12 protein-coding genes are annotated in these 20,264 nt (G+C 60.0%); 5 read left to right on the forward strand and 7 right to left on the reverse strand.

Annotated elements, in window-relative coordinates; genetic code table 11:
* Positions 1-27: 27 nt before the first annotated feature.
* Positions 28-462 (reverse strand): thioesterase family protein, encoded by a 435-nt coding sequence (locus MHM84_RS03950; RefSeq protein ID WP_239262680.1) that lies wholly within the window; start codon positions 460-462, stop codon positions 28-30.
* Between the two features lie 230 nt (positions 463-692).
* Between MHM84_RS03950 and MHM84_RS03955 the strand changes: the two genes are divergently transcribed.
* Both MHM84_RS03955 and MHM84_RS03960 read left to right on the forward strand, forming a co-directional pair.
* Positions 693-1,622: a recombination-associated protein RdgC gene (locus MHM84_RS03955; protein WP_239262682.1), complete on the forward strand. Its 930-nt coding sequence runs from the start codon at positions 693-695 to the stop codon at positions 1,620-1,622.
* Complete coding sequence (locus MHM84_RS03960; RefSeq protein ID WP_239262684.1) at positions 1,619-2,782, forward strand: 1-acyl-sn-glycerol-3-phosphate acyltransferase; 1,164 nt, start codon at positions 1,619-1,621, stop codon at positions 2,780-2,782. The genes MHM84_RS03955 and MHM84_RS03960 overlap by 4 nt, the downstream gene beginning before the upstream one ends.
* A gap of 52 nt (positions 2,783-2,834) precedes the next feature.
* Here MHM84_RS03960 and MHM84_RS03965 read toward each other — a convergent pair whose 3' ends face one another.
* Positions 2,835-4,319, reverse strand: coding sequence for a TrkH family potassium uptake protein (locus tag MHM84_RS03965; RefSeq protein ID WP_239262686.1), 1,485 nt, complete (start codon positions 4,317-4,319; stop codon positions 2,835-2,837).
* 80 nt (positions 4,320-4,399) lie between these two features.
* Here MHM84_RS03965 and MHM84_RS03970 point away from each other — a divergent pair, with 80 nt between their 5' ends.
* The 3 genes from MHM84_RS03970 (at position 4,400) to MHM84_RS03980 (ending at position 8,413) form a co-directional block, all read left to right on the forward strand.
* Positions 4,400-5,563, forward strand: coding sequence for a cation diffusion facilitator family transporter (locus MHM84_RS03970; RefSeq protein ID WP_239262688.1), 1,164 nt, complete (start codon positions 4,400-4,402; stop codon positions 5,561-5,563).
* Between the two features lie 296 nt (positions 5,564-5,859).
* Entirely contained in the window at positions 5,860-6,447 is a 588-nt protein-coding gene (locus MHM84_RS03975) for a transglutaminase-like cysteine peptidase (protein ID WP_239263817.1), read from the forward strand.
* 52 nt (positions 6,448-6,499) lie between these two features.
* The gene (locus MHM84_RS03980; RefSeq protein ID WP_239262690.1) at positions 6,500-8,413 is read left to right on the forward strand and encodes an EAL domain-containing protein; all 1,914 of its coding nucleotides are present in this window, start codon (positions 6,500-6,502) and stop codon (positions 8,411-8,413) included.
* Positions 8,414-8,495: 82 nt separating this feature from the next.
* On the opposite strand, the gene MHM84_RS03985 is transcribed toward MHM84_RS03980, so the two are convergent.
* From MHM84_RS03985 to MHM84_RS04005, 5 genes are all read right to left on the reverse strand, one after another.
* A complete protein-coding gene (locus MHM84_RS03985; protein WP_239262692.1) occupies positions 8,496-8,828 on the reverse strand; it encodes a tryptophan synthase subunit beta like protein in 333 nt (110 codons plus the stop codon).
* Between the two features lie 91 nt (positions 8,829-8,919).
* Positions 8,920-15,810 carry a retention module-containing protein gene (locus MHM84_RS03990; protein WP_239262695.1) on the reverse strand — a complete coding sequence of 2,297 codons (6,891 nt, stop codon included), beginning with the start codon at positions 15,808-15,810 and terminating at the stop codon, positions 8,920-8,922.
* A gap of 171 nt (positions 15,811-15,981) precedes the next feature.
* Positions 15,982-16,602: a response regulator transcription factor gene (locus MHM84_RS03995; RefSeq protein WP_239262698.1), complete on the reverse strand. Its 621-nt coding sequence runs from the start codon at positions 16,600-16,602 to the stop codon at positions 15,982-15,984.
* The gene (locus MHM84_RS04000) at positions 16,599-18,059 is read right to left on the reverse strand and encodes an HlyD family type I secretion periplasmic adaptor subunit (RefSeq protein ID WP_239262700.1); all 1,461 of its coding nucleotides are present in this window, start codon (positions 18,057-18,059) and stop codon (positions 16,599-16,601) included. The genes MHM84_RS03995 and MHM84_RS04000 overlap by 4 nt, the downstream gene beginning before the upstream one ends.
* Complete coding sequence (locus MHM84_RS04005; protein ID WP_239262702.1) at positions 18,056-20,215, reverse strand: type I secretion system permease/ATPase; 2,160 nt, start codon at positions 20,213-20,215, stop codon at positions 18,056-18,058. Before MHM84_RS04005 ends, MHM84_RS04000 begins: the two co-directional genes overlap by 4 nt.
* Positions 20,216-20,264 lie beyond the last annotated feature (49 nt).

Below are 20,264 nucleotides of genomic sequence, written 5' to 3' on the forward strand. Positions count from 1 at the left end.
GAAGGATTAAGGCAGCGCGCGAAGCGATCATCCTGCCTGGTTTTCGGGCTCGAGAACCAACGGCTTGAGCGTCTCGCGCAGATCGTCCTCGATACTCATGGCCCGACCAGACCGACTGTCGAGCAGCACGAAGGTGAAATCGGCATCCGCGATGGGCTTGCCATCGCCGATACGCTTGATTTCCTGATGCATGACGGCACTGCGATGATTCAGCCCCGAAAGAGAGGTGAGTATCTCCAACTCATCGTTCATGACTGCAGCACGCCGATAGTTGATGTTGAGATTGACCGCCACGACCGCCAACCCCTGATTGAACAGTGCCAACAGATCGAATTGTTGTTCGAAATAGGCCCAGCGTCCCTCTTCGAGAAACTCCAGGTAGCGGGCATTGTTGACGTGGGCATAGCCGTCGAGATGAAAGCCGCGCACTCGCACGGTCGAACGGGCGATACGTTGATCCATGGCCTTGAAGCGTCCTGTTATGGAAAGTCAGAGCAGCCCCTGGAGTCTAGTCAGATTACCATCGAGTAACAAACAACTGTTTTAAACTAAATGTCCTAGCGCTGGATCGCGATGCGACATCCCTTCAACGCCCCCTGACGACGACAGTCTCGCTTGCCATCCCCGGAATGCCACTGGCACCCTCTGACGCTATTCGACATAATGTGCCTCCTTTTAAACGGAACGACACCATGTGGTTCAAGCACTTGCATCTCTACCGCGTGCATGACGCCCCGACACTGAGCGACGAGGAGCTGATTGAGGCTCTTGATGAGCAGGCCTTTCGCCCCCTAGGTAGCGTTGAAGCCAAGCGCATGGGCTGGAGTGCACCTGCCGGCCGCGGCAGCCAGCAGCGTCTGCATGAGATTCAAGGCCACCGCCTGGTGTCCGCCCTGCGTCAGGAGCGGCTCTTGCCTACCTCGGTAGTCAAGGAGGAGATGGAAAGCCGGGCAGCCGAACGTGAAGAAGCCGAGGGGCGTCCGTTGCGCCGCCAGGAAAAGCAGGCACTGAAAGAACAGATCTACGAAGAATTTCTGCCGCGCGCCTTCGTACGCACGCAGCGTATCGATCTGTGGTGGGACACACAGCGACAGCTGATCGGCGTCAACGCCTCGAGCCGCAAGCGCGCCGAGGATGTACTCGACCTGTTGCGCCAGACTTTGGGTAGCCTCAAGGTGACCCCCCTGGCTACCAAGGCCACGCCCATGCGCGCCATGACGGAATGGCTCAACGACCCTGAAAAGCGCCCCGCGGCATTGGTGCTGGGCGATCAGGTCGAACTCAAGGCCATCAGCGGCGACGAAAGCGTGCTACGCGGACGCCAGATCGATCTCGATGGCGATGAAATACAGACGGCGCTCGAGGCCGGCCGACAGGCAACCCGGCTGGCCTTTACCATCGACGAGTCGCTGTCCCTGGTGCTGACCGATGATTTTGCCTTGAAGACCCTGCGCTTTGCCGACGCCCTGATCGACGAGGCCAGCCAGACCGACGATGGCGACGACCCCGTCCTGCGCCTAGAAACCGATTTCGCGCTGATGACCCGGGCGCTTTCCAACACTATCGAACAACTCATCGAATGGCTGGGTGGCGAAGCCACACCCGCCACACCGACGCCATGACAGATCAGCTTTCTCAAGAAACCTTCGAGAACATCCGCCCCTATCACGACGACGAAGTCGCCGAGGTACTTGCGCGGCTCGCACACAACAACGAATTTCTCGATGCCATCACGCGCTACCGGCTCCCCCGCTTGGCCCGCCACGCGCCGTGGCTGGCTCGCTTCCTCGCGGGCCGCGCCCTATCACGGCAGATGCGCGGCGTGGATAGCGTGGCCGAGTTCCAGGATCGCATTGCCGTCTATATGCGACACATGATCGCCAAGACCACCGATGCCTTCGAGGTCGAGGGTCTCGACAAGCTGGACCCCGCCCAAGCCTACCTGTTCATCGGCAACCACCGCGATATCGCGCTCGATCCGGCGTTCGTCAATTTCGCGCTCTACCAGGCCGGGCGCAACACGGTACGCATCGCCATCGGCGACAACTTGCTGCAAAAACCCTACGTCACCGATCTGATGCGTCTCAACAAGAGCTTCATCGTGCCGCGCAGCGCCAAGGGCAAGCGGGCCATGCTCGCCGCCTACCAGGCACTTTCCCGTTACATTCGCCACTCGATCACCGTCGACAATCATTCGGTGTGGCTGGCCCAACGCGAAGGTCGCGCCAAGGACGGGATCGACCGGGCCGACCCGGCCATCATCAAGATGCTGACCATGGCACGCCGGCAGCAGGACAAGGAAGCCAGCCTGGGCGATGCGATTCGTGAACTGCATATGGTGCCGGTATCGATCAGCTACGAATACGACCCCTGTGACGTGCAGAAGGCACGCGAGCTGTATGCCGTGCACACCGCAGGCCGTTACGAAAAGGCCGATTTCGAGGATATTCGCTCGATCGTCGCCGGCATCACCGGCAGCAAGGGGCGCATCAAGCTGACCTTCGGCACCCCGCTGACTGCCGATTTCGACACGCCGGACCAGGTCGCCGAAGAGATCAATCGCCAGGTACTGGGTGGCTATCACACCTTTCCCAGCCACGAACTGGCGCTCGAAACCAGTGGCAAGGCCCCTGACCTGCTCGATCTGAGCGAGGTAAACGGTGCCGATCGTGAGCGCTTCGCCGCCCGACTCAACGAGGTTCCCAGCGAGTTGCGCGAGTGGTGGCTGGCACAGTACGCCAACCCGATCCTCAACCGCGCGGGACGGATCAAGGCAGACTAACTGCAACCGTTGTTTCGAGACTAATCGGCGCTGGGCGACAGCCAGCGCCGGCTCACTTCCGCCAGAACATCGGTGTCAATAGCACCAACACGGTCAGAATCTCCAGACGCCCCATCAGCATCCCGACACACAGCAGCCACTTGGCCGCATCGGGCAGGGTCGCGAAATTGCCTGCCGGCCCGATGATATCCCCTAATCCCGGGCCGACGTTGGACACGGCCGTGGCCGCCCCGGACAGCGCCGTCACGAAATCCAGTCCAAGCATCGCCAAGCCTAGCGCCAAGCCGGCGACGGTCAGAAAGAAGAAGAACGAGAAAGCGACGACGCCACGCACGACTTCGTCAGTCAGAACGCTGCCGTTGTAGCGCTGGGCAAAGACACCGTTGGTATGCACCAAAAACCGCAACTGGTTGAACAGCATCACCATGGCAATCTGGAAACGAAAAATCTTCATGCCGCCACTGGTCGAGCCGCTACACCCCCCGACGAAGGTCAGATAGAAAAAAGCCGCTACGGCCAAGGGCCCCCACAAGGTGTAATCGTCGGAAGCGTAGCCTGTCGTGGTGACCACCGATACGACGTTGAACGTGACCTGAGTCAGCGCATCGAACGCCGGCGTCCCCTTGGCGATCAGATACCCCGTCAACAATAGGATGACCAGCAACAGCAGCCACAACAGCCCGCGTACCTGCTGGTCGCACCATAGCGCCGTCGGCGAGCCACGCACACTGCGAATGTACAGCACGAACGGCAGTGCACCGCAGAGCATGAAAAACGACCCCAGCCACAGCAGCAGCGGCTTGTCCGCATAAGCGTCGAACGAGGCATCCGAATTGGCGAAGCCGCCCGTAGCCAGCGAAGTCATGCCATGCACCACGGCATCCAACGGCAGCATCCCGCCCAGCCAGTAACTGACGACGGCGGCCAGCGTGAGGCCGCCATAAACCGTCATGGTCGCCTTGGCGATGCCGCCGGTGCGCGGCATGACTTTATCGGACCAGTCGGAGGATTCGGTCTGAAACAGGCGCATGCCACCGACCTTGAGAAACGGCAGGATGGCAATCGCCATGACGATGATGCCGATCCCCCCCAGCCATTGCATCATGCCACGCCACAGTTTCAGGCCATCCGACAGGCGCTCGATGCCCACCAGGATCGTCGAGCCGGTGGTGGTAATGGCCGACACTGACTCGAATACGGCATCGGTGAATGATAATTGCGGCGCCCCCAGAATGAGCGGCAGGCTGGCGAATCCGCAAATGGTTACCCAACTCAGGGTGGTCAAGACGAACATGTGTCGCGGCTTGAGCTCGATCGAGACTCGGTGCGTCAGGGACCATCCAAGAAAAACGGACGCCATCACGATCGATATCGACCAGCCGAAGGCCCAGGCATCGGGGTCCCGCTCGAGCAACAGTACCAACCACGGCAATACCATGAACGACGCCAACACCAGCCAGAGTACGGCCAGCACCTTGAGTACCGGCGCCCAGCCCACCATGGCATGCCGGAGCGGCGGAAAACGAAACGAGGCCATGCGTTTTTCTTCCCTTGCGTATGTAATGGCCGGCGGCAACTATAGCGTAGCGTTTTCTTATATTCCTGGAGTTTTCGCCGATGGACGAACCCTGCCGACATCAAGCCGAGACCCGCGAAGCGCACAAGGTCACCCTGATCGGTGCCGCCATCGATACGCTCCTGGGCGTCGCCAAGGTCATTGTCGGCTACCTCGTCGGCTCGGCCGCATTGATCGCTGACGGCGTTCACTCCTTCTCCGATCTGGCCACCGATGCGTTGGTACTGATGGCCACGCATTATGGCCGTCAGGCGCCGGACCGCAACCACCCTTATGGGCATGGGCGCATCGAAACCCTCGCCACGCTACTCCTGGGCAGCGTGATGATCTTCGTGGCCGGCGGCATTGCCTGGGCCAGCCTGATGCGCCTGGTGGCAGGAGCCATCACCATGCCGCCGGGTGTTTGGGCAATTGCCCTTGCCGGTATCGGTATTATCGGCAAGGAGTGGATTTTCCGTTATACCCTGCGAGTCGCGAAACGCCTCGACTCCCGCCTGCTTGCCGCCAATGCCTGGCATTCCCGCAGCGACGCCCTGTCGACAGTCGTGGTGCTAATAGGCCTGGTCGGCGCCCAGTTCGGCGCCGGCTGGCTGGATGCCCTGGCTGCTGTCGCAGTGGGCCTGCTGATCGGCAAGATCGGTGGAACGTTGATTTGGGAGGCAATTCGCGAGCTGGTCGACACGGCGCTACCCGAAGACGAGCAGGTTCAGATGCGTGCCCTGGCAAAGCAGGTCCATGGCGTTCGCGATGTGCATCAGTTGCGTACAAGGACCATCGGCGGGCAGGTACTGCTGGATCTGCATATCGTGGTGGCACCGCGCGTTACCGTCTCGGAGGCTCATGAGATCGGCAATCAGGTGTGCCGTGAATTGAACCAGGCATTTCCCAGCCTGTCCGACGTCACCTTCCATATCGATCCCCAGGACGATTCGGATCTCGACGACCCTACCCAACTCCCCGAACAGCCACTGCGTTCCGATGTGGAATCAGCGCTGAACGAAGCCTGGCACGGCATCGAGGCATGGCAACGCCGTGTCGCGCTCGACCTGCATTATCTGGACAACCGGATCGACGTCTCCTTATATACCTCCGCTCCCGATAGCGATCCCGATCTCGATGAACAAGCCCGTCAGCTACGCGAAGCCGGAACATCCCTGCCCTGGCTTGGTCGCCTGCGTGTCTGGCATGGACCAGGCAAAGCATGACACCGTGTAATTACATTTCGCTACGCAACTGACACTCGCCAAGTTAGAATCCTTGATCATGGCTTCCGTGAAGGGTTGTCCGGCATGGCTGGGAATTGGCGAGAGTTACAGGCGCATATGGCGACTTCGTCACAAGCCACTATCCCGTATGCTCTGGATCTCGCGACACACTGCTCTATTCCAGGCTCCGTGCTTTGAAAAATTGCTTATCCACTTTGTTCCGGTGGCGTTCGCTATTGGCCTACTCGGTAGCGCTGGTTCTGGCAAGCGGCTTCCTGGCCCTGGACAGCGACGCCATGGAAGCCTCGCGCATGCGCGACTTCATGGCCGAGCGCTACGGACGGACCGGTACGGAAGCGCTGGACGCCTGGCTGCACCTGGTCGATGACCTTGAGGAGCAAGACACCTCCCAGCAACTCCGCGGCGTCAACGATTTCTTCAATCGCCACGTGCGTTGGCTCGAAGACGTCGAGGTGTGGCAGGAAAAAGATTACTGGGCCACGCCCCTGGAGGCGTTAGGGCGCGGTGCAGGCGATTGCGAGGACTATTCGATAGCCAAGTACGAGACGCTCAAGAAGCTCGGCATACCGGGAGACAGGCTGCGCATGATCTACGTCCGTGCACGCCTGGGTCGCGGCAGCCAAACCCAGGCCCACATGGTGCTGGGTTATTACGAGACGCCCGACAGCGAACCTCTGGTACTGGACAATCTTCTGCCCACTATCCTGCCCGCGAGTCAGCGCGACGATTTGAGCCCGGTGTTCAGTTTCAACAGCGACGGGCTCTGGGCCGGTGGCGCCACGCGTTCACTGGCCGATCCTACCCAGCGTCTGTCGCGGTGGCGCAGCGTGCTACAGCGCATGGCAGCGCAGGGCTTTCTATGAACGCAACGCAGCAACCGGCTCTCTTCCCCTGGATCGACAGGAGCATCCCTTCATGTCCTTGATCAAGCAGATATGGCTGACCATCTTGGTCCTGCTATTGCTTGCCCTCGGTGGCAGCCTGTTCATTGGCACCATGAACAGCAAGCAGTACATCGAGCAGGAATTACGCATCAAGAATGCCGACAATGCCAATGCCCTGGCCCTGTCGCTCAGTCAGCTCGACAAGGATCCCGTCACGGTTGAACTGCTGGTCGCCGCTCAGTTCGATACCGGTCATTATCGGCGTATCGAGCTGGTGTCTCCCGAAGGCGAAGTTCTCGAGCGCCGGGTAAGTGATGCACCCGCCAGCGATGCACCCGGTTGGTTTGTCGAACTGATCGATTTCGATATTCCGGCAGGCACCGCCGTCGTTCAGGATGGTTGGAAGCAGTTCGCCACCGTCACACTCGAAACCCATCACGGCTATGCCTATCGTGCGTTGTGGCGGAGCGTGGTAGACCTGTTGATCTGGTTCGCCGTCGCCGCCCTGGTCAGTGCGGCGCTTGCCTGGTGGATCGTCCGTGCCATCCAACGCCCCCTTCAGACCGTCGTGGCGCAAGCCCGCGACATCGGGCAGCGTCGCTTCACCACGACCGAGGTTCCTCGCACTCGTGAGTTGCGCGAAGTGGTACTGGCCATGAACCAGCTATCCAACGTCGTCCGACTGATGCTTGCCGAAGAAACCCGCAAGCTGGATAAGCTGCGCCGGCGCCTGCAACAGGATGAAGTGACCGGCGTGGCCAAGCGCGACGCCCTGATGCATCGACTCGACGCCATGCTGACCAGTGACGGCCAACGCTCCGCTGGGCACCTGGCCATGGTCCGCGTCGCCAACCTGACTGTGCTTAACGAACGCCTGGGATACGCCGCTACCAACCAGTTTCTGAATGACCTGGCCGGCTTTCTACGGGAACTTGCCGAAAACTACGATGAGGGCTTTGTCGGCCGCCTAAACGGCACCGATTTCGGTCTCATTCTGCCAGGCTGCAGCGACCCCGACGCCTTGATCGAGGCGATTAAATCGCAACTCTATACCCAACCGGACGTCGAACGCAGCGGTATCGAACTGCCCGTGTCCCTGGTGGCCTACGCCCAAGGCGACAAACGTGGCGAGTTGCTTAGCGTGTTGGATGGCGCCCTGTCCAAGGCGGAAACTCGCGGCGGCAAGGCCATCGAAGTGGCAACCACCGATGCCAAACGTCAACCCTATCGAACGCACGACGAGTGGCGCCAGGCACTCACCCAAGCCTTGTCGACTGACGGCGTATATCTGGCCCACTACCCTGTATTGGACAGCGACGGGCAGCTGCTTCATCACGAGTGTCCGGCACGCCTCAAGCTCAAGGACGCTTGGCAGTCGGCTGGCGTCTTTCTGCCCTGGGCATCACGCATCGGCATGAGTCGGGACATCGATCTGGCTGTCGTCGACACCGCCCTGCGGACCATTGCCCAAGACGACAAGCCATTGGGGATCAACCTGTCCAGCGAGTCCATTCGTGACACCGGTTTCGTGGCAGCGCTGCGTCAGCGCCTTCAGGACAAGCCACAGGAAGCCCGCCAGCTCTGGATCGAAGTCCCGGAATCGGCAGCCGTCAGGCACATGGCTGCGTTCCGAACGCTATCTCAGGAGCTACGTCAGTTCGGCTGCAAGATGGGGATCGAACATGTCGGTCCGGAATTTGCCAAGCTCAACTCCCTGCACGACCTGGGCCTGACCTATCTCAAGATCGACGCCTCGTTGATTCAGGACATCAATCGGGAAGACCAGACACATCCCTTCCTGCGCGGCATCGCCACGTTGAGCCACTCCATTGGCGTGCTGGTGATTGGCGAAGGCGTCGCCAACCAGGAAGAGAGAGAAACGCTCTTCGATCTGGGCTTCGACGGCGTCACCGGACCTGGCGTACGTCTGACCGACAATCGATGACCCGCAGGCACAATGAAAAAACAAAGGGAAGCGATCATTCGCTTCCCTTTACATTTGTCTTAATTGCAACTGATCTCATCGACTAGATCAGCCACTCGTCCTCATCGTCACCCAGCAGCTCGACGCTATTGACCTGGCGGCGCAGCGTCTGACGCCTCAAAAGCTTCTCGCGAGCCACTTCCGGCAGCTCGGTAAAACTGATCACGCCCTTGGCGATCATCAGTTCGATCACGTCCTCGAGCACGCGCACGAAGGCCAAATCCGAATCCCGCAACAAGCGGCGCTGCTCGTCGCCCTCCTGATCGAGAAAAGCCAACACTTCCGGGTCGTCCGGTGTAATGGACTCCGTACATTCCGGCGTACACTCACGACTGATCATGCTGATCTCGCCGCTGGCATTGCGACTTACGTACATGTTCGGCTCTCCGATACGGCCAGTGCCGTTGGTATAGGGGCATAATCAACGACATCGCCCCGGCTATGCCGGAGCGATGTCACGTAACGCCTTACTTATCGATGTCGAGTTGGCTGCTGCTGATCATGGACTGAATGAAAGCTTCCGAACTCTGCCCACCCATGGTCACTCCATCCAGAATAATGGTCTGGTCGGCGTTGGCATGGCTATTATCAGACATCTTTCCATCCGTACTGACATGCAAAGTGGTAGAGCCATTGTCTTCGGTTGCCTGAATGAAGCTCGACAGGTCCTCTTTACCGCTATCATATTCCTGCAATAGATCGGAAAGATCGATCGTATCGCCCTCGGTCGCGTTGAAGTCGGCAACGCTATCGGCCTCTGGTGACCCAGCAGTGCCTTGATCTGCTAATTCCAAGGCAATAGTATCGGTGCCTAGTTCGCCAATTAGGGGGTTGTTGCCATCCAAGTCTTTTAGTGCAACAGCTGTTGCTCCATCTTCGACCTTTCCGGTTGTGTCCTCCTCGGCCTCCACGGTCTGCTCTGGCTCAATATTGGTCGAATCACCATGGTCAGTATCGATTCCTAATGCAAGCTGAGATTGGTCCTTCGCCTGGGTAGAACTGACGTCTGTCTCGCTCTCTTGGGCGTAGCTTTCATCTGGCGCAACCACCCGACCATCGTTCTCTTGTACATCAATTTCGGTTGACTGCTCAGAAGAGACTTGGCTCTCCTGGCCTTCATCAAGGGTCAGTGCAGATATCGATAACGTTTGGCTAGTGACTTCATCGCTTTCTATATCGAGGCTCGCAGTTACAGGCGCACTTCGCTCACCGGCAGTACTTATCGCCACGGCCGTCACCTGCATCTTACTGAGATCGTCATTAGGCACGACCGTCAGGCCATGCAGCTGGTCCGGTTTTAGTACCGACTGCCCTCGCTCGTTCGCTTCTACGGCTTGGCCATTCAGCAACAAGGTTCCATCAGTGACACTCACTACATAACTGGCAATTTCTCCTTCCTCTTCAATACTTCCGCTCAACTCAACAGAGTAGGCAGGTGGCAGCACTGCCTTTATATCGGTGATATCAATACTTTCATTTTTCTCAGTGGTGTAGGACGCAAACTGAATGTTGGCTCTGCCTTGCCCATCAAGGATCACACCAACACTATAATCTGAATAACTGTAATCTAGTGAATAGACTATGCCATTAACTATTAACATCAAACTATCGCCAGGAGTAAGCCAGCCTCCCGGCCCCCATCCGCCCTTAGCAGACTGTTCCCAGCTCAGCGTTACCGATTTACCAGCATTCTCTGCATCAAAATCAAAGGTCAACGTATCACTGCGGTCTTGGGGATTGTTGCCGAAAAGTGAAAACCTATGCCCTCGCCCAAGGTCATTAATGTTACCGGCCTGTTGGGTAACAGCAGGCACCTCATAAATATCCAAAGACACCATCGGCACAGGATTGACAGGCTCAGGCTCGACCAGAACTACGTCCACATCATCAAAAGCGACAGGGCTTTCTACGCCCAGATTGCTCACAGCAACGGCAGAGACTTTGATCTCACTGGCATCACCTGACGGAGCGACAGTCAATCCTGACAGCTGACCGGGCGTCAGCTCATACTGATCTTGTGCATTCGCTGTCAAGACATTGCCATTATGCAATAGTTTGCCGCCCTCGACCGCAACCAAATAGCTGGTAATTTCTCCGCTTTCAATTGCCCCAGCGAGGGTCAAAGGGTATTCCATCTCGGAGGTAGGTAATTCGGCCTTGATGTTGGTGATCGAGACTGTCTCCTCTTTGTGAGTGGAACGTACCTCGAACACGACCGAAGCATTGCCGTACTGGTCCAGCATGATCTGGAATGAGTGGTCAGATACCTCAGACCTATAATCGTTATTTCTTCCTCCGGGAGTTCCCATGCTATATGACGTCTGGTAAATCTGTTGGTCATTCGCGAATACCGTGAAAAGGTCACGCGTCGCACCAGACGAACCATCCTCCCATCCGCCGAAAGCTTGCTGATTCCAGCTCACCGTAACGACTTGGCCAGCGTGCTCGGAACCGTACCCAAAATTCACCACTCGGGCATCTGCAGGCGGCCGGGGATCGTTAACATTTCCACTACCAGAGCGCCCAACACCTAGGTCGGCTATATCATCGACGATCAGCGTGTCATGGACAGGAGTCGCTTCGATATCGACCGTTACTGTAGGCTCCACGCCACTGTAGACATCAAGGGATACGGTAGTGCTAGAGCTATCACCATCGCCATCTGTCGCCTGGACCATAAACTGGATATCTTCTGGAACAACCTGATACTGCAGGAAGTCCCAGGTGCCGGCACTTTCGCTCAACCGGATTTCGAAGACTTTCGCACCATTTGTGTCACGCGCGATCAATGTATGATTGCCATCGGAAAGGGCGATAGCATAGCCGAAGTTATTCACCAGCCCAGTCAGCTCAAAGCGGGCACCATCTGCAGCCTGTGCCGACACCTGACCTTCAGCGGCCGCAATGAGATAATCCGTCACGCCACCAGTGAAAGTAATGCTCTTGATGGCAAAGTCGCTATTATCATTGGGATTCGCACCGCCGTTGCTCGTCGCCATAAAGCGGACTTCATCGAAGCCACCGGGGATTGCTTCAAAATCCTCAGCATAATTGCCACTGGCTCTATCTGAAGAAAACTCTTGGCGTCCGACTTCTTTATCATTCCTGAAGAACACAGCCATTCCTTGCTCAAGCTCACCCCCGAACATCAGGTTGAACTCTGCAGTTAGTCCGAATGCCAAGCTCCCCGGGTCGAGCTTGAAGATTAATTCTTCCGACGCTGAAGTACTATCAGCAAACACACGGTAATCAACTTCTCCTGCCAAATTATGATACGGGCTCTCATCGCTCATGACCCCCATACCGCTGCTGTTACGGTAAACATCTGCATCGGTTAGGGCTGAGTTGTACTTAGAGGTAAACCCCTGAGCCGTTACCGTAAAGCCCTCATATTTCAAGCTACGATCATCACGTGCCGTATTAGAGGAAAGAATAAATTTACCATTCAACACGTCAGGTATACTCTGAACAGTTACTTGGTATTCAGCAGCACCTTGATGCAAGATAACGCCATCGTCTTCAAATATTAAATGCGCGCCTAAATCAATCTCGGCCCGGCCTGTATCTGCTGCAGACATATTGTTATCTGCATCGGTAGCTGTAACTACCAGCTTGATTCCAAGCCCATCCAATGAGATTAATTCATCAACTCGGGTAGCATCCGGATGTGCGACCGCCATATGGTGGATGAGCGTGACCTTACCGGCTTGATCAACAGAAAGCTCGAACGCTGTGCTACCGTTGGAGGTTTGCCCTACGAGCTTACCATCTGCCATCAGCACTAAACTTATCGGTTCGCCTGTCTCAGTCGCGGTTAAATTTGTTGTAATCCTCCCTTCTAATCTGAGCTGGTAGCTAACGGTGCCGCTACCGTCGCTACCATAGTCGAATGATAGGGCCTGAGAGAAATCGGTTGTGGTAGAGACGAAAGGCTCTGAGCGCAATTCGGTTTCATCCGTCAGTACATTCAGAACTTTCAGCTTGGACTCGTCAACGGTAATAGTTGGTGTAGAGTCAAGCTCGACGCTATAGCCTTTCGTGGCGGTCACCGTGCCCACGTTGCCCGCCGCGTCGGTGGCGGCAATCGCCCCGGCAATGTTCTGGTCGCCGTCGGCGGCCAGGTCGCTGCCCGCCACGTCGACGCTCCAGTCGCCTTCGGCGTTGACGGCGGTCTCGTACGTTTCACCGTTGATGGTCAGGGTGACCACGTCGTTTACGGCGTATTCGCCGGTCACGCTGCCCGTCAGGGTGATCTGGCCGTTGGCCTCGGTCGCGTTGACGGTGTTGTCGGCGGTGACGTCGTCGATCACCAGTGTGGTGGTGCCCGCTGTCGGGGCTTCCATGTCCACGGCATAGCCTTTCGTGGCGGTCACCGTGCCCACGTTGCCCGCCGCGTCGGTGGCGGCAATCGCCCCGGCAATGTTCTGGTCGCCGTCGGCGGCCAGGTCGCTGCCCGCCACGTCGACGCTCCAGTCGCCTTCGGCGTTGACGGCGGTTTCGTACGTTTCACCGTTGATGGTCAGGGTGACCATGTCGTTCACGGCGTATTCGCCGGTCACGCTGCCCGTCAGGGTGATCTGGCCGTTGGCCTCGGTCGCGCTGACGGTGTTGTCGGCGGTGACGTCGTCGATCACCAGTGTGGTGGTGCCCGCTGTCGGGGCTTCCATGTCCACGGCATAGCCTTTCGTGGCGGTCACAGTGCCCACGTTGCCCGCCGCGTCGGTGGCGGCAATCGCCCCGGCAATGTTCTGGTCGCCGTCGGCGGCCAGGTCGCTGCCCGCCACGTCGACGCTCCAGTCGCCTTCGGCGTTGACGGCGGTCTCGTACGTTTCACCGTTGATGGTCAGGGTGACCATGTCGTTCACGGCGTATTCGCCGGTCACGCTGCCCGTCAGGGTGATCTGGCCGTTGGCCTCGGTCGCGTTGACGGTGTTGTCGGCGGTGACGTCGTCGATCACCAGTGTGGTGGTGCCCGCTGTCGGGGCTTCCATGTCCACGGCATAGCCTTTCGTGGCGGTCACCGTGCCCACGTTGCCCGCCGCGTCGGTGGCGGCAATCGCCCCGGCAATGTTCTGGTCGCCGTCGGCGGCCAGGTCGCTGCCCGCCACGTCGACGCTCCAGTCGCCTTCGGCGTTGACGGCGGTCTCGTACGTTTCACCGTTGATGGTCAGGGTAACCATGTCGTTCACGGCGTATTCGCCGGTCACGCTGCCCGTCAGGGTGATCTGGCCGTTGGCCTCGGTCACATTGACGGTGTTATCGGCAGTGACGTCGTCGATCACCAGCGTGGTGGTTCCCGAAACCGGGCCCTCCATGTCCACCGCATAGCTGCGGCTGGCCTCGGCGGTGACGGCATTGCCCGCCGCGTCGCGGCCGGTGACGCTGGCGTCGATGGTCTCGTTGGCAGCCAGCACCTCGCCATCGATGTCGATGGCGTAGGTCAGGTCATCGCTGACCGTTCCCTCGAACGTTTGACCGCCAATGGTCAGGGTGACGGTGTCACCCGCCGCGGCATCGCCGGTGACGCGGCCAGTGACGGTGATCGTCTGCCCGGCTTCTGTCGCGTTGAGGGTGTTGTCGGAGGTGACCGGGTCGATGCTGATGCCGGCTTCGGCCTGGGTATCCACCGCATAGCTGCGGCTGGCCTCGGCGGTGACGGCGTTGCCCGCCGCGTCGCGGCCGGTGACGCTGGCGTCGATGGTCTCGTTGGCAGCCAGCACCTCGCCATCGATGTCGATGGCGTAGGTCAGGTCATCGCTGACCGTTCCCTCGAACGTTTGACCGCCAATGGTCAGGGTGACGGTGTCACCCGCCGCGGCATCGCCGGTGACACGGCCAGTGACGGTGATCGTCTGCTTGGCTTCTGTCGCGTTGAGGGTATTGTCGGAGGTGACCGGGTCGATGCTGATGCCGGCTTCGGCCTGGGTATCCACCGCATAGCTGCGGCTGGCCTCGGCGGTGACGGCGTTGCCCGCCGCGTCGCGACCGGTGACGCTGGCGTCGATGGTGTCGTTGGCAGCCAGCACCTCGCCATCGATGTCGATGGCGTAGGTCAGGTCATCGCTGACCGTTCCCTCGAACGTCTGACCGCCGATGGTCAGGGTGACGGTGTCGCCCGCCGCAGCGTCGCCGGTGACGCTACCGGTGACGGTGATCGTCTGCCCGGCTTCTGTCGCGTTGAGGGTGTTGTCGGACGTGACCGGGTCGATGCTGATGCCGGCCTCGGCCTGGGTGTCCACCGCATAGCTGCGGCTGGCCTCGGCGGTGACGGCGTTGCCCGCCGCGTCGCGACCGGTGACGCTGGCGTCGATGGTGTCGTTGGCAGCCAGCACCTCGCCATCGATGTCGATGGCGTAGGTCAGGTCATCGCTGACCGTTCCCTCGAACGTCTGACCGCCGATGGTCAGGGTGACGGTGTCGCCCGCCGCAGCGTCGCCGGTGACGCTACCGGTGACGGTGATCGTCTGCCCGGCTTCTGTCGCGTTGAGGGTGTTGTCGGACGTGACCGGGTCGATGCTGATCGTGGCACTGGCTTCGGTATCGACATCAACAATTAAAGAACTGCCCAGCCCACTGTTACCCGCCAAATCGGTATAACTGTTATCTGCAATAGATATTGTTGCATCGCCGGTAAACCCGGTTTCAGGCACGAATATCCCCGACCATGTCTGGCTGTCGACTTGCGTAAAACCTGTAAGGTTCCCCCCTGTAACGGTCACATCCGATTCGTCGAAACCTGAAACCGGCTCGCTGAAACGGAAGACAACTACACTTGTATCTTGGCCATTTACAGTGCCGCTATTCTCACGCGTAATTGTTAGAGTGGGTGGCAAGTTATCCACTGTCTCAGCAGCAGCCTCAGCCGCCACCAAACTCTCCTCACCAACGAACAGCGCCGTTTCCGTCTCGTCCAGCGCGACCGGCTCGTAGGTATAGCTTGGCGAGTCGGTACTCAGCGAGATACGCGCCAGTTGCACGAAGCTGTGGCCGCCATTTTCACCACCGGCGCCGCCGCCCAGACCAGCAGCGGTCGCATCGAGGACGTCCAGCAGGTCGCCTTCACCTTCGTCGATGGCCGTTAGCAGCGCTTCGAGGTCTTCATCGAGTATGGCGGCTTCGTCCTCGGGTACCGGCGCCTGCGCATCGAGATCGGCAAGCATGGCAACGGTCTGTTCCGGCCCGATGGTGACCGGTTCGGCCTCGGCAAAGTCGAGCTGGACACGGCCGTTCTCGCCAGTGATGAGTTCTTCGCCTTCCAGCAGAACGTCACCGGGCTCAAGGGGGCGAAGGTTGCCATCGGCGTCACGCGCCCAGGCCTGGCCGGTAACGGAAAGAACGGTAGCGATCGGAGTACTCATGCGATATCACCCTACGAGCGAGTAAAACCGTGACGTATGTGCCGGTCACGAAGGGAGGTTCAGTGCTATCGAGATTAGGCAAGGCCGGCCAGGAAAAATATTGGACCGAAGGACAGTAACAACATGTAACTTCTGTTTTATAAACCCGCCCTGAGCTGCCTGGACGGCAACTCAGAGCATGCCGACCTCCTGCCCTTGGCCCGACAATGTCAGCACCAGTTGCATACGGTCGCGGATATGTAGCTTGCGAAAGATGGCGCCGAGGTGGGCCTTGACGGTCCGCTCGGTAATGTCGAGCTGACGAGCCACCTCCTTGTTGCTCTTGCCCTCCGCCACGGCCAAGGCCACATCACGTTCGCGGGCGGTCAAGCCGGCCAGCACGCTATCGTTCGCCTTGGCGCCGCCACCCAATAGACGGAAGGTCGTACCGACCACCTGCTGGAGCAGCTCCGGCCAGACCCATAGCCCCTGATTGGCCGTCACCAAGGCGACTTGCGTCAGCAGCGCCGGCGCCGAGAGCGCATGGGCATAGCCACGCGCCCCGGCATCCAGCGCCTGAAAGGCCTGATTGACATCCGGCCGGTACGAAAGCACCACCACCAGGGCACCGCGCTGTTCCAATGTCGCCACCAGCCCCATCCAGTCCTGGAGATCGGCCAGGATCCAAACATGATCCCCCTGGCTGGCCTGGGCGCGTGCCTGTTGCGGCGTACAGCAGCGCGCGTTCGGGAAGGCCTCGGTCCAACGGGGGACGACATTCTCACCCTGGCATACGAAAAGATGTCTGTTCATCGTTCGCTCAGCGCATTGCCCTTGGCTCGAAGGAGCGGCTTGAGCAGATAGTCGAGCACCGTACGCTTGCCGGTGCGGATGTCTACCTGTGCCGTCATCCCGGGAATGATGGTCAGGTTCGGCCCCAGTGCGTTGTCCTGGGTACGCACCCTAACCAGATAGAAAGTATTGTCATCGTCGTCGGTGATGGTGTCCGCACTGATATGTTCGAGCGTGGCTTCCATCCCGCCATAGGTCGCGAAGTCATAGGCCGTAAACTTGACGAAGGCCGACTGACCGGGCCTCAGGAATGCGATGTCCTGGGGCGCGATGCGCGCCTCGACGAGCAATTGTTCGTCATTGGGTACGATCTCGATGACGTCCTGGCCGGGCTGCACGACGCCCCCCAGCGTCGTGACATGCAGTCGCTGCACCGTACCATCGACAGGTGAGTGGATCTCGGCCATGGAGACCTTGTCCTGCAGGCCGAGATTGCTCTGCTCCAAGGCAGCCAGTTGTCCCAACGTCTCGGAAAGCTCGTTGCGCCAACGATTTTTCAGTTCCAGCGACGCTTCCCGCAACTTGCTGTCGGCCTCCTCGATGGCTGCCTGCAGGCGCGCCACCTGGGCGGAAGCCTGGCTACGTTCGCCGCGGGCATTGGAAACATCACGTTCCAGGCGCAGCACCTCGACTTCGGATACCGCGCCCGAACTCAGCAAAGGGCGGGTCAACGACAGTTCCCGGGAGGCGAGATCCAGCGCCCGCGATGCCTGATCGAAGCGCGCCTGCGCCTCCTTGAGCTCTTCGCGGCGCTGGCTCAGTTGTTCCTGAGCTATCTTGCGCGTCTCTTCCAGCGCCTGTCGGCTGCTCTCGAACAGCGTGCGCTCGTGCTCGACCAGATCCGGCGCCTGCTCGATCAATGCCTGCGATGGCACGAAGGGACGCTCTGCCGTCAGCGCCGTGAGGCGTTCGGCCTTGGCCTGCAACGACAGCGATTTGGCCACGCCTTCGCGGAAGGAAGAGACGAAGCGTGTCGGATCGATGCGCATCAGCAACTGCCCCGCCTCGACGCTATCGCCTTCCTCGACCAGTACTTCCTGCACCACCCCGCCGTCGAAGGACTGGACGACCTTGAGCTGTGAAGACGGTATGACCCGGCCCATGCCCTTGGTGACCTGATCGATCTCGGCGACGTAGGCCCAGGCCAGCAAGGCAATGAGTATCCCCACGACCAGATACAGCAGCCCCCTGGCGCGCATCGGATCCTGCTGCATACGCGCCCAGTCGGCATCGCTGGCCCAGTCGCGGTTCAGGTGAGCGGATGAGACCCAGCGGGCAAACAGCCGGTCGATGAGCGGTCGGAACGGCTTGCCGCCACTCTCGGTAACCCGCCCCATGGCCTCGAAGCCCACTTGCTCGGCGCTCTTGCGTCGAGTAGCGCCCATGTTGTCGTGCATGGCAGGCGTGGAATCGCTCATCCGGCGGCCCTCCCCACCTGGCCCTTGCGCAGGGCCTCGACGACTTGATCCTTGGGCCCGTCGGCGACGATCTTGCCACCATCGACGACCACGATGCGATCCACCAGCGACAGCAGCGAAGTGCGGTGGGTCACGATCACCATCGTGCGATGCACAGCGTACTCGCTCAGGGCACGCTTGAAGGCTTCTTCGCTGGTGTGGTCCATGGCGCTGGTCGGCTCGTCGAGCAACAGAATCTGCGGGTCGTTGACCAGCGCCCGGGCGATCGCCACCGCTTGACGCTGACCACCGGAAAGCAGCTCGCCGCGTTCGCCCACCTGCAACTCGACGCCCTGCGGGTGGCTGTTGACCATCTCTTCGAGGCCGCTGAGCTGAATGGCTCGCAGCAATGCCTCGTCATCGACACCGTCGCTGCCCCCGGCTGCGACGATGTTGTCGCGCAGTGAACCGTAGAAGAGCGCAATGTCCTGCGGCACATAGCCGATGTGGCGGCGCAGATCGACCGGGTCGAACTGGCGAATATCCACGCCATCGACCATCACCGCACCGGCCGTAGGCTGGTATAGCCCTTGCAGCAGCTTGTTGAGCGTCGACTTGCCGGAGCCGACCCGTCCCAGGATTGCGACCTTCTCCCCGGCACGAATCTTGACCGAGACATCGCGCAGCGCCTCGCGCTCCTCGTTGGGATAGCGCAGCGTGACCCCACGCAACTCAAGCTGTCCGCGCACCTGCGGGCGGCTGACGAAGTGCCGCCCCTCGGGACGCTCCTCGGGTTTCTGCATGACTTCGTTGAGCGATGCCAGTGCCGTCGAGGCATTGTGATACTGACCCATCAATGCCGCCGCCTGGCTGACCGGCGCCATGGCCCGCGACGACAGCAGGTAAGCCGCGATCAGCCCGCCCTGGGTCAGCTCGCCCTCGATGATCAGATACACGCCGACGATGATGATAGCCACCGCGACGGTCTGCTGGGCCCACATCGCCACGCTGCCCACCGACGAGCCGAGCAGACGCATCTGCGCCGACGTACGCGACAGGAAGGCCGTGCTCTTTTCCCAGACGCCCTGAATGCGCCCTTCCGAGCGTAGGGTCTTGACCGTTTCCAGATTGGCAAGGCTCTCGATCAGCGTGGCGTTGCGTTGCGCACCGACCCGCCAGGTGGTCTCGGACAGCTCGTGCATCTTGCTCTGTGCCGCCAGGGCATAAAGCAGCACGAAAACGATGCCGACCACGATGGGAATCACCAGTGGCGGCGAAATGATGGCGATGATCGCCCCGAAGAGAATCACGAACGGCAGATCCACCAGCCCCACCACCGTGGCCGAGCCGATGAAGGCGCGTACCGACTCGAAGGATTGCAACGTCGAGGCGAACGAGCCGGTCGAGGCGGGTCGCGCCTCGAGGCGCATGCCGAGCACGCGTTGCAGCAGTGCCGACGACAGCTTGACGTCCGACCGGCTCGCCGCCAGATCGACGAAGGCATTGCGGGTCAGACGCAGCGCCAGGTCGGCACACAGCACCAGGAAAATACCCGCCGACAACGCCCATAGCGTTTCGGTGGCCTGGTTGGGCACCACCCGATCGTAGACGTTCATGACGAACATCGGCATGGCGATGGCGAACAGGTTTATCATCACCGAACCGATCAGCACATCGCGATAGAGCCTGCGATTTTCCAGTATGACGCCCCAGAACCAGTGGCGTTGCTTCTGCTGCCTGACTTCCGCGGTACGTGCATCGAAACGGTGCTTGGGTCGGGCATAGATCGCCCGACCGCTGTAGCGTGCATGCAACTCGTCGATAGGCACGTCGACGGCCGCCTCGCCCAGCTCGGGGTAAATCACCCGCGCCAGGCGCTGCTTGACGTCCAGCCACAGCAAGACACACGCCCGCCCCGGCTCGAGCAGCAGGATGACCGGGAACAGCTGCGGATTCAGGCGCGCCAGGGCGCAGCGGGTCTGACGCGAGGTCAGGCCGGCCCGCGATGCGGCGCGGGCGAACACGCCCGGTGTCAGCTCGCCCTCTTCCAGCGGCAACCCGGCCAGAGCCGCCTCGCGGGTAATGTCGTGATCATGCGCTCGCGCAACTACCCGCAGACATTCGAGCAACTCTCCGCCCGTCGCCTGAGCACCGTCTAGCTTGATATGGCTGGTCACACGCGTTTACCTATGCTGCATTCATTCGCCCTGGCGCTCCAGGGCGACT

This window comes from Halomonas sp. McH1-25 (genome assembly GCF_022348165.1).
Classification (GTDB): Bacteria; Pseudomonadota; Gammaproteobacteria; order Pseudomonadales; family Halomonadaceae; genus Modicisalibacter.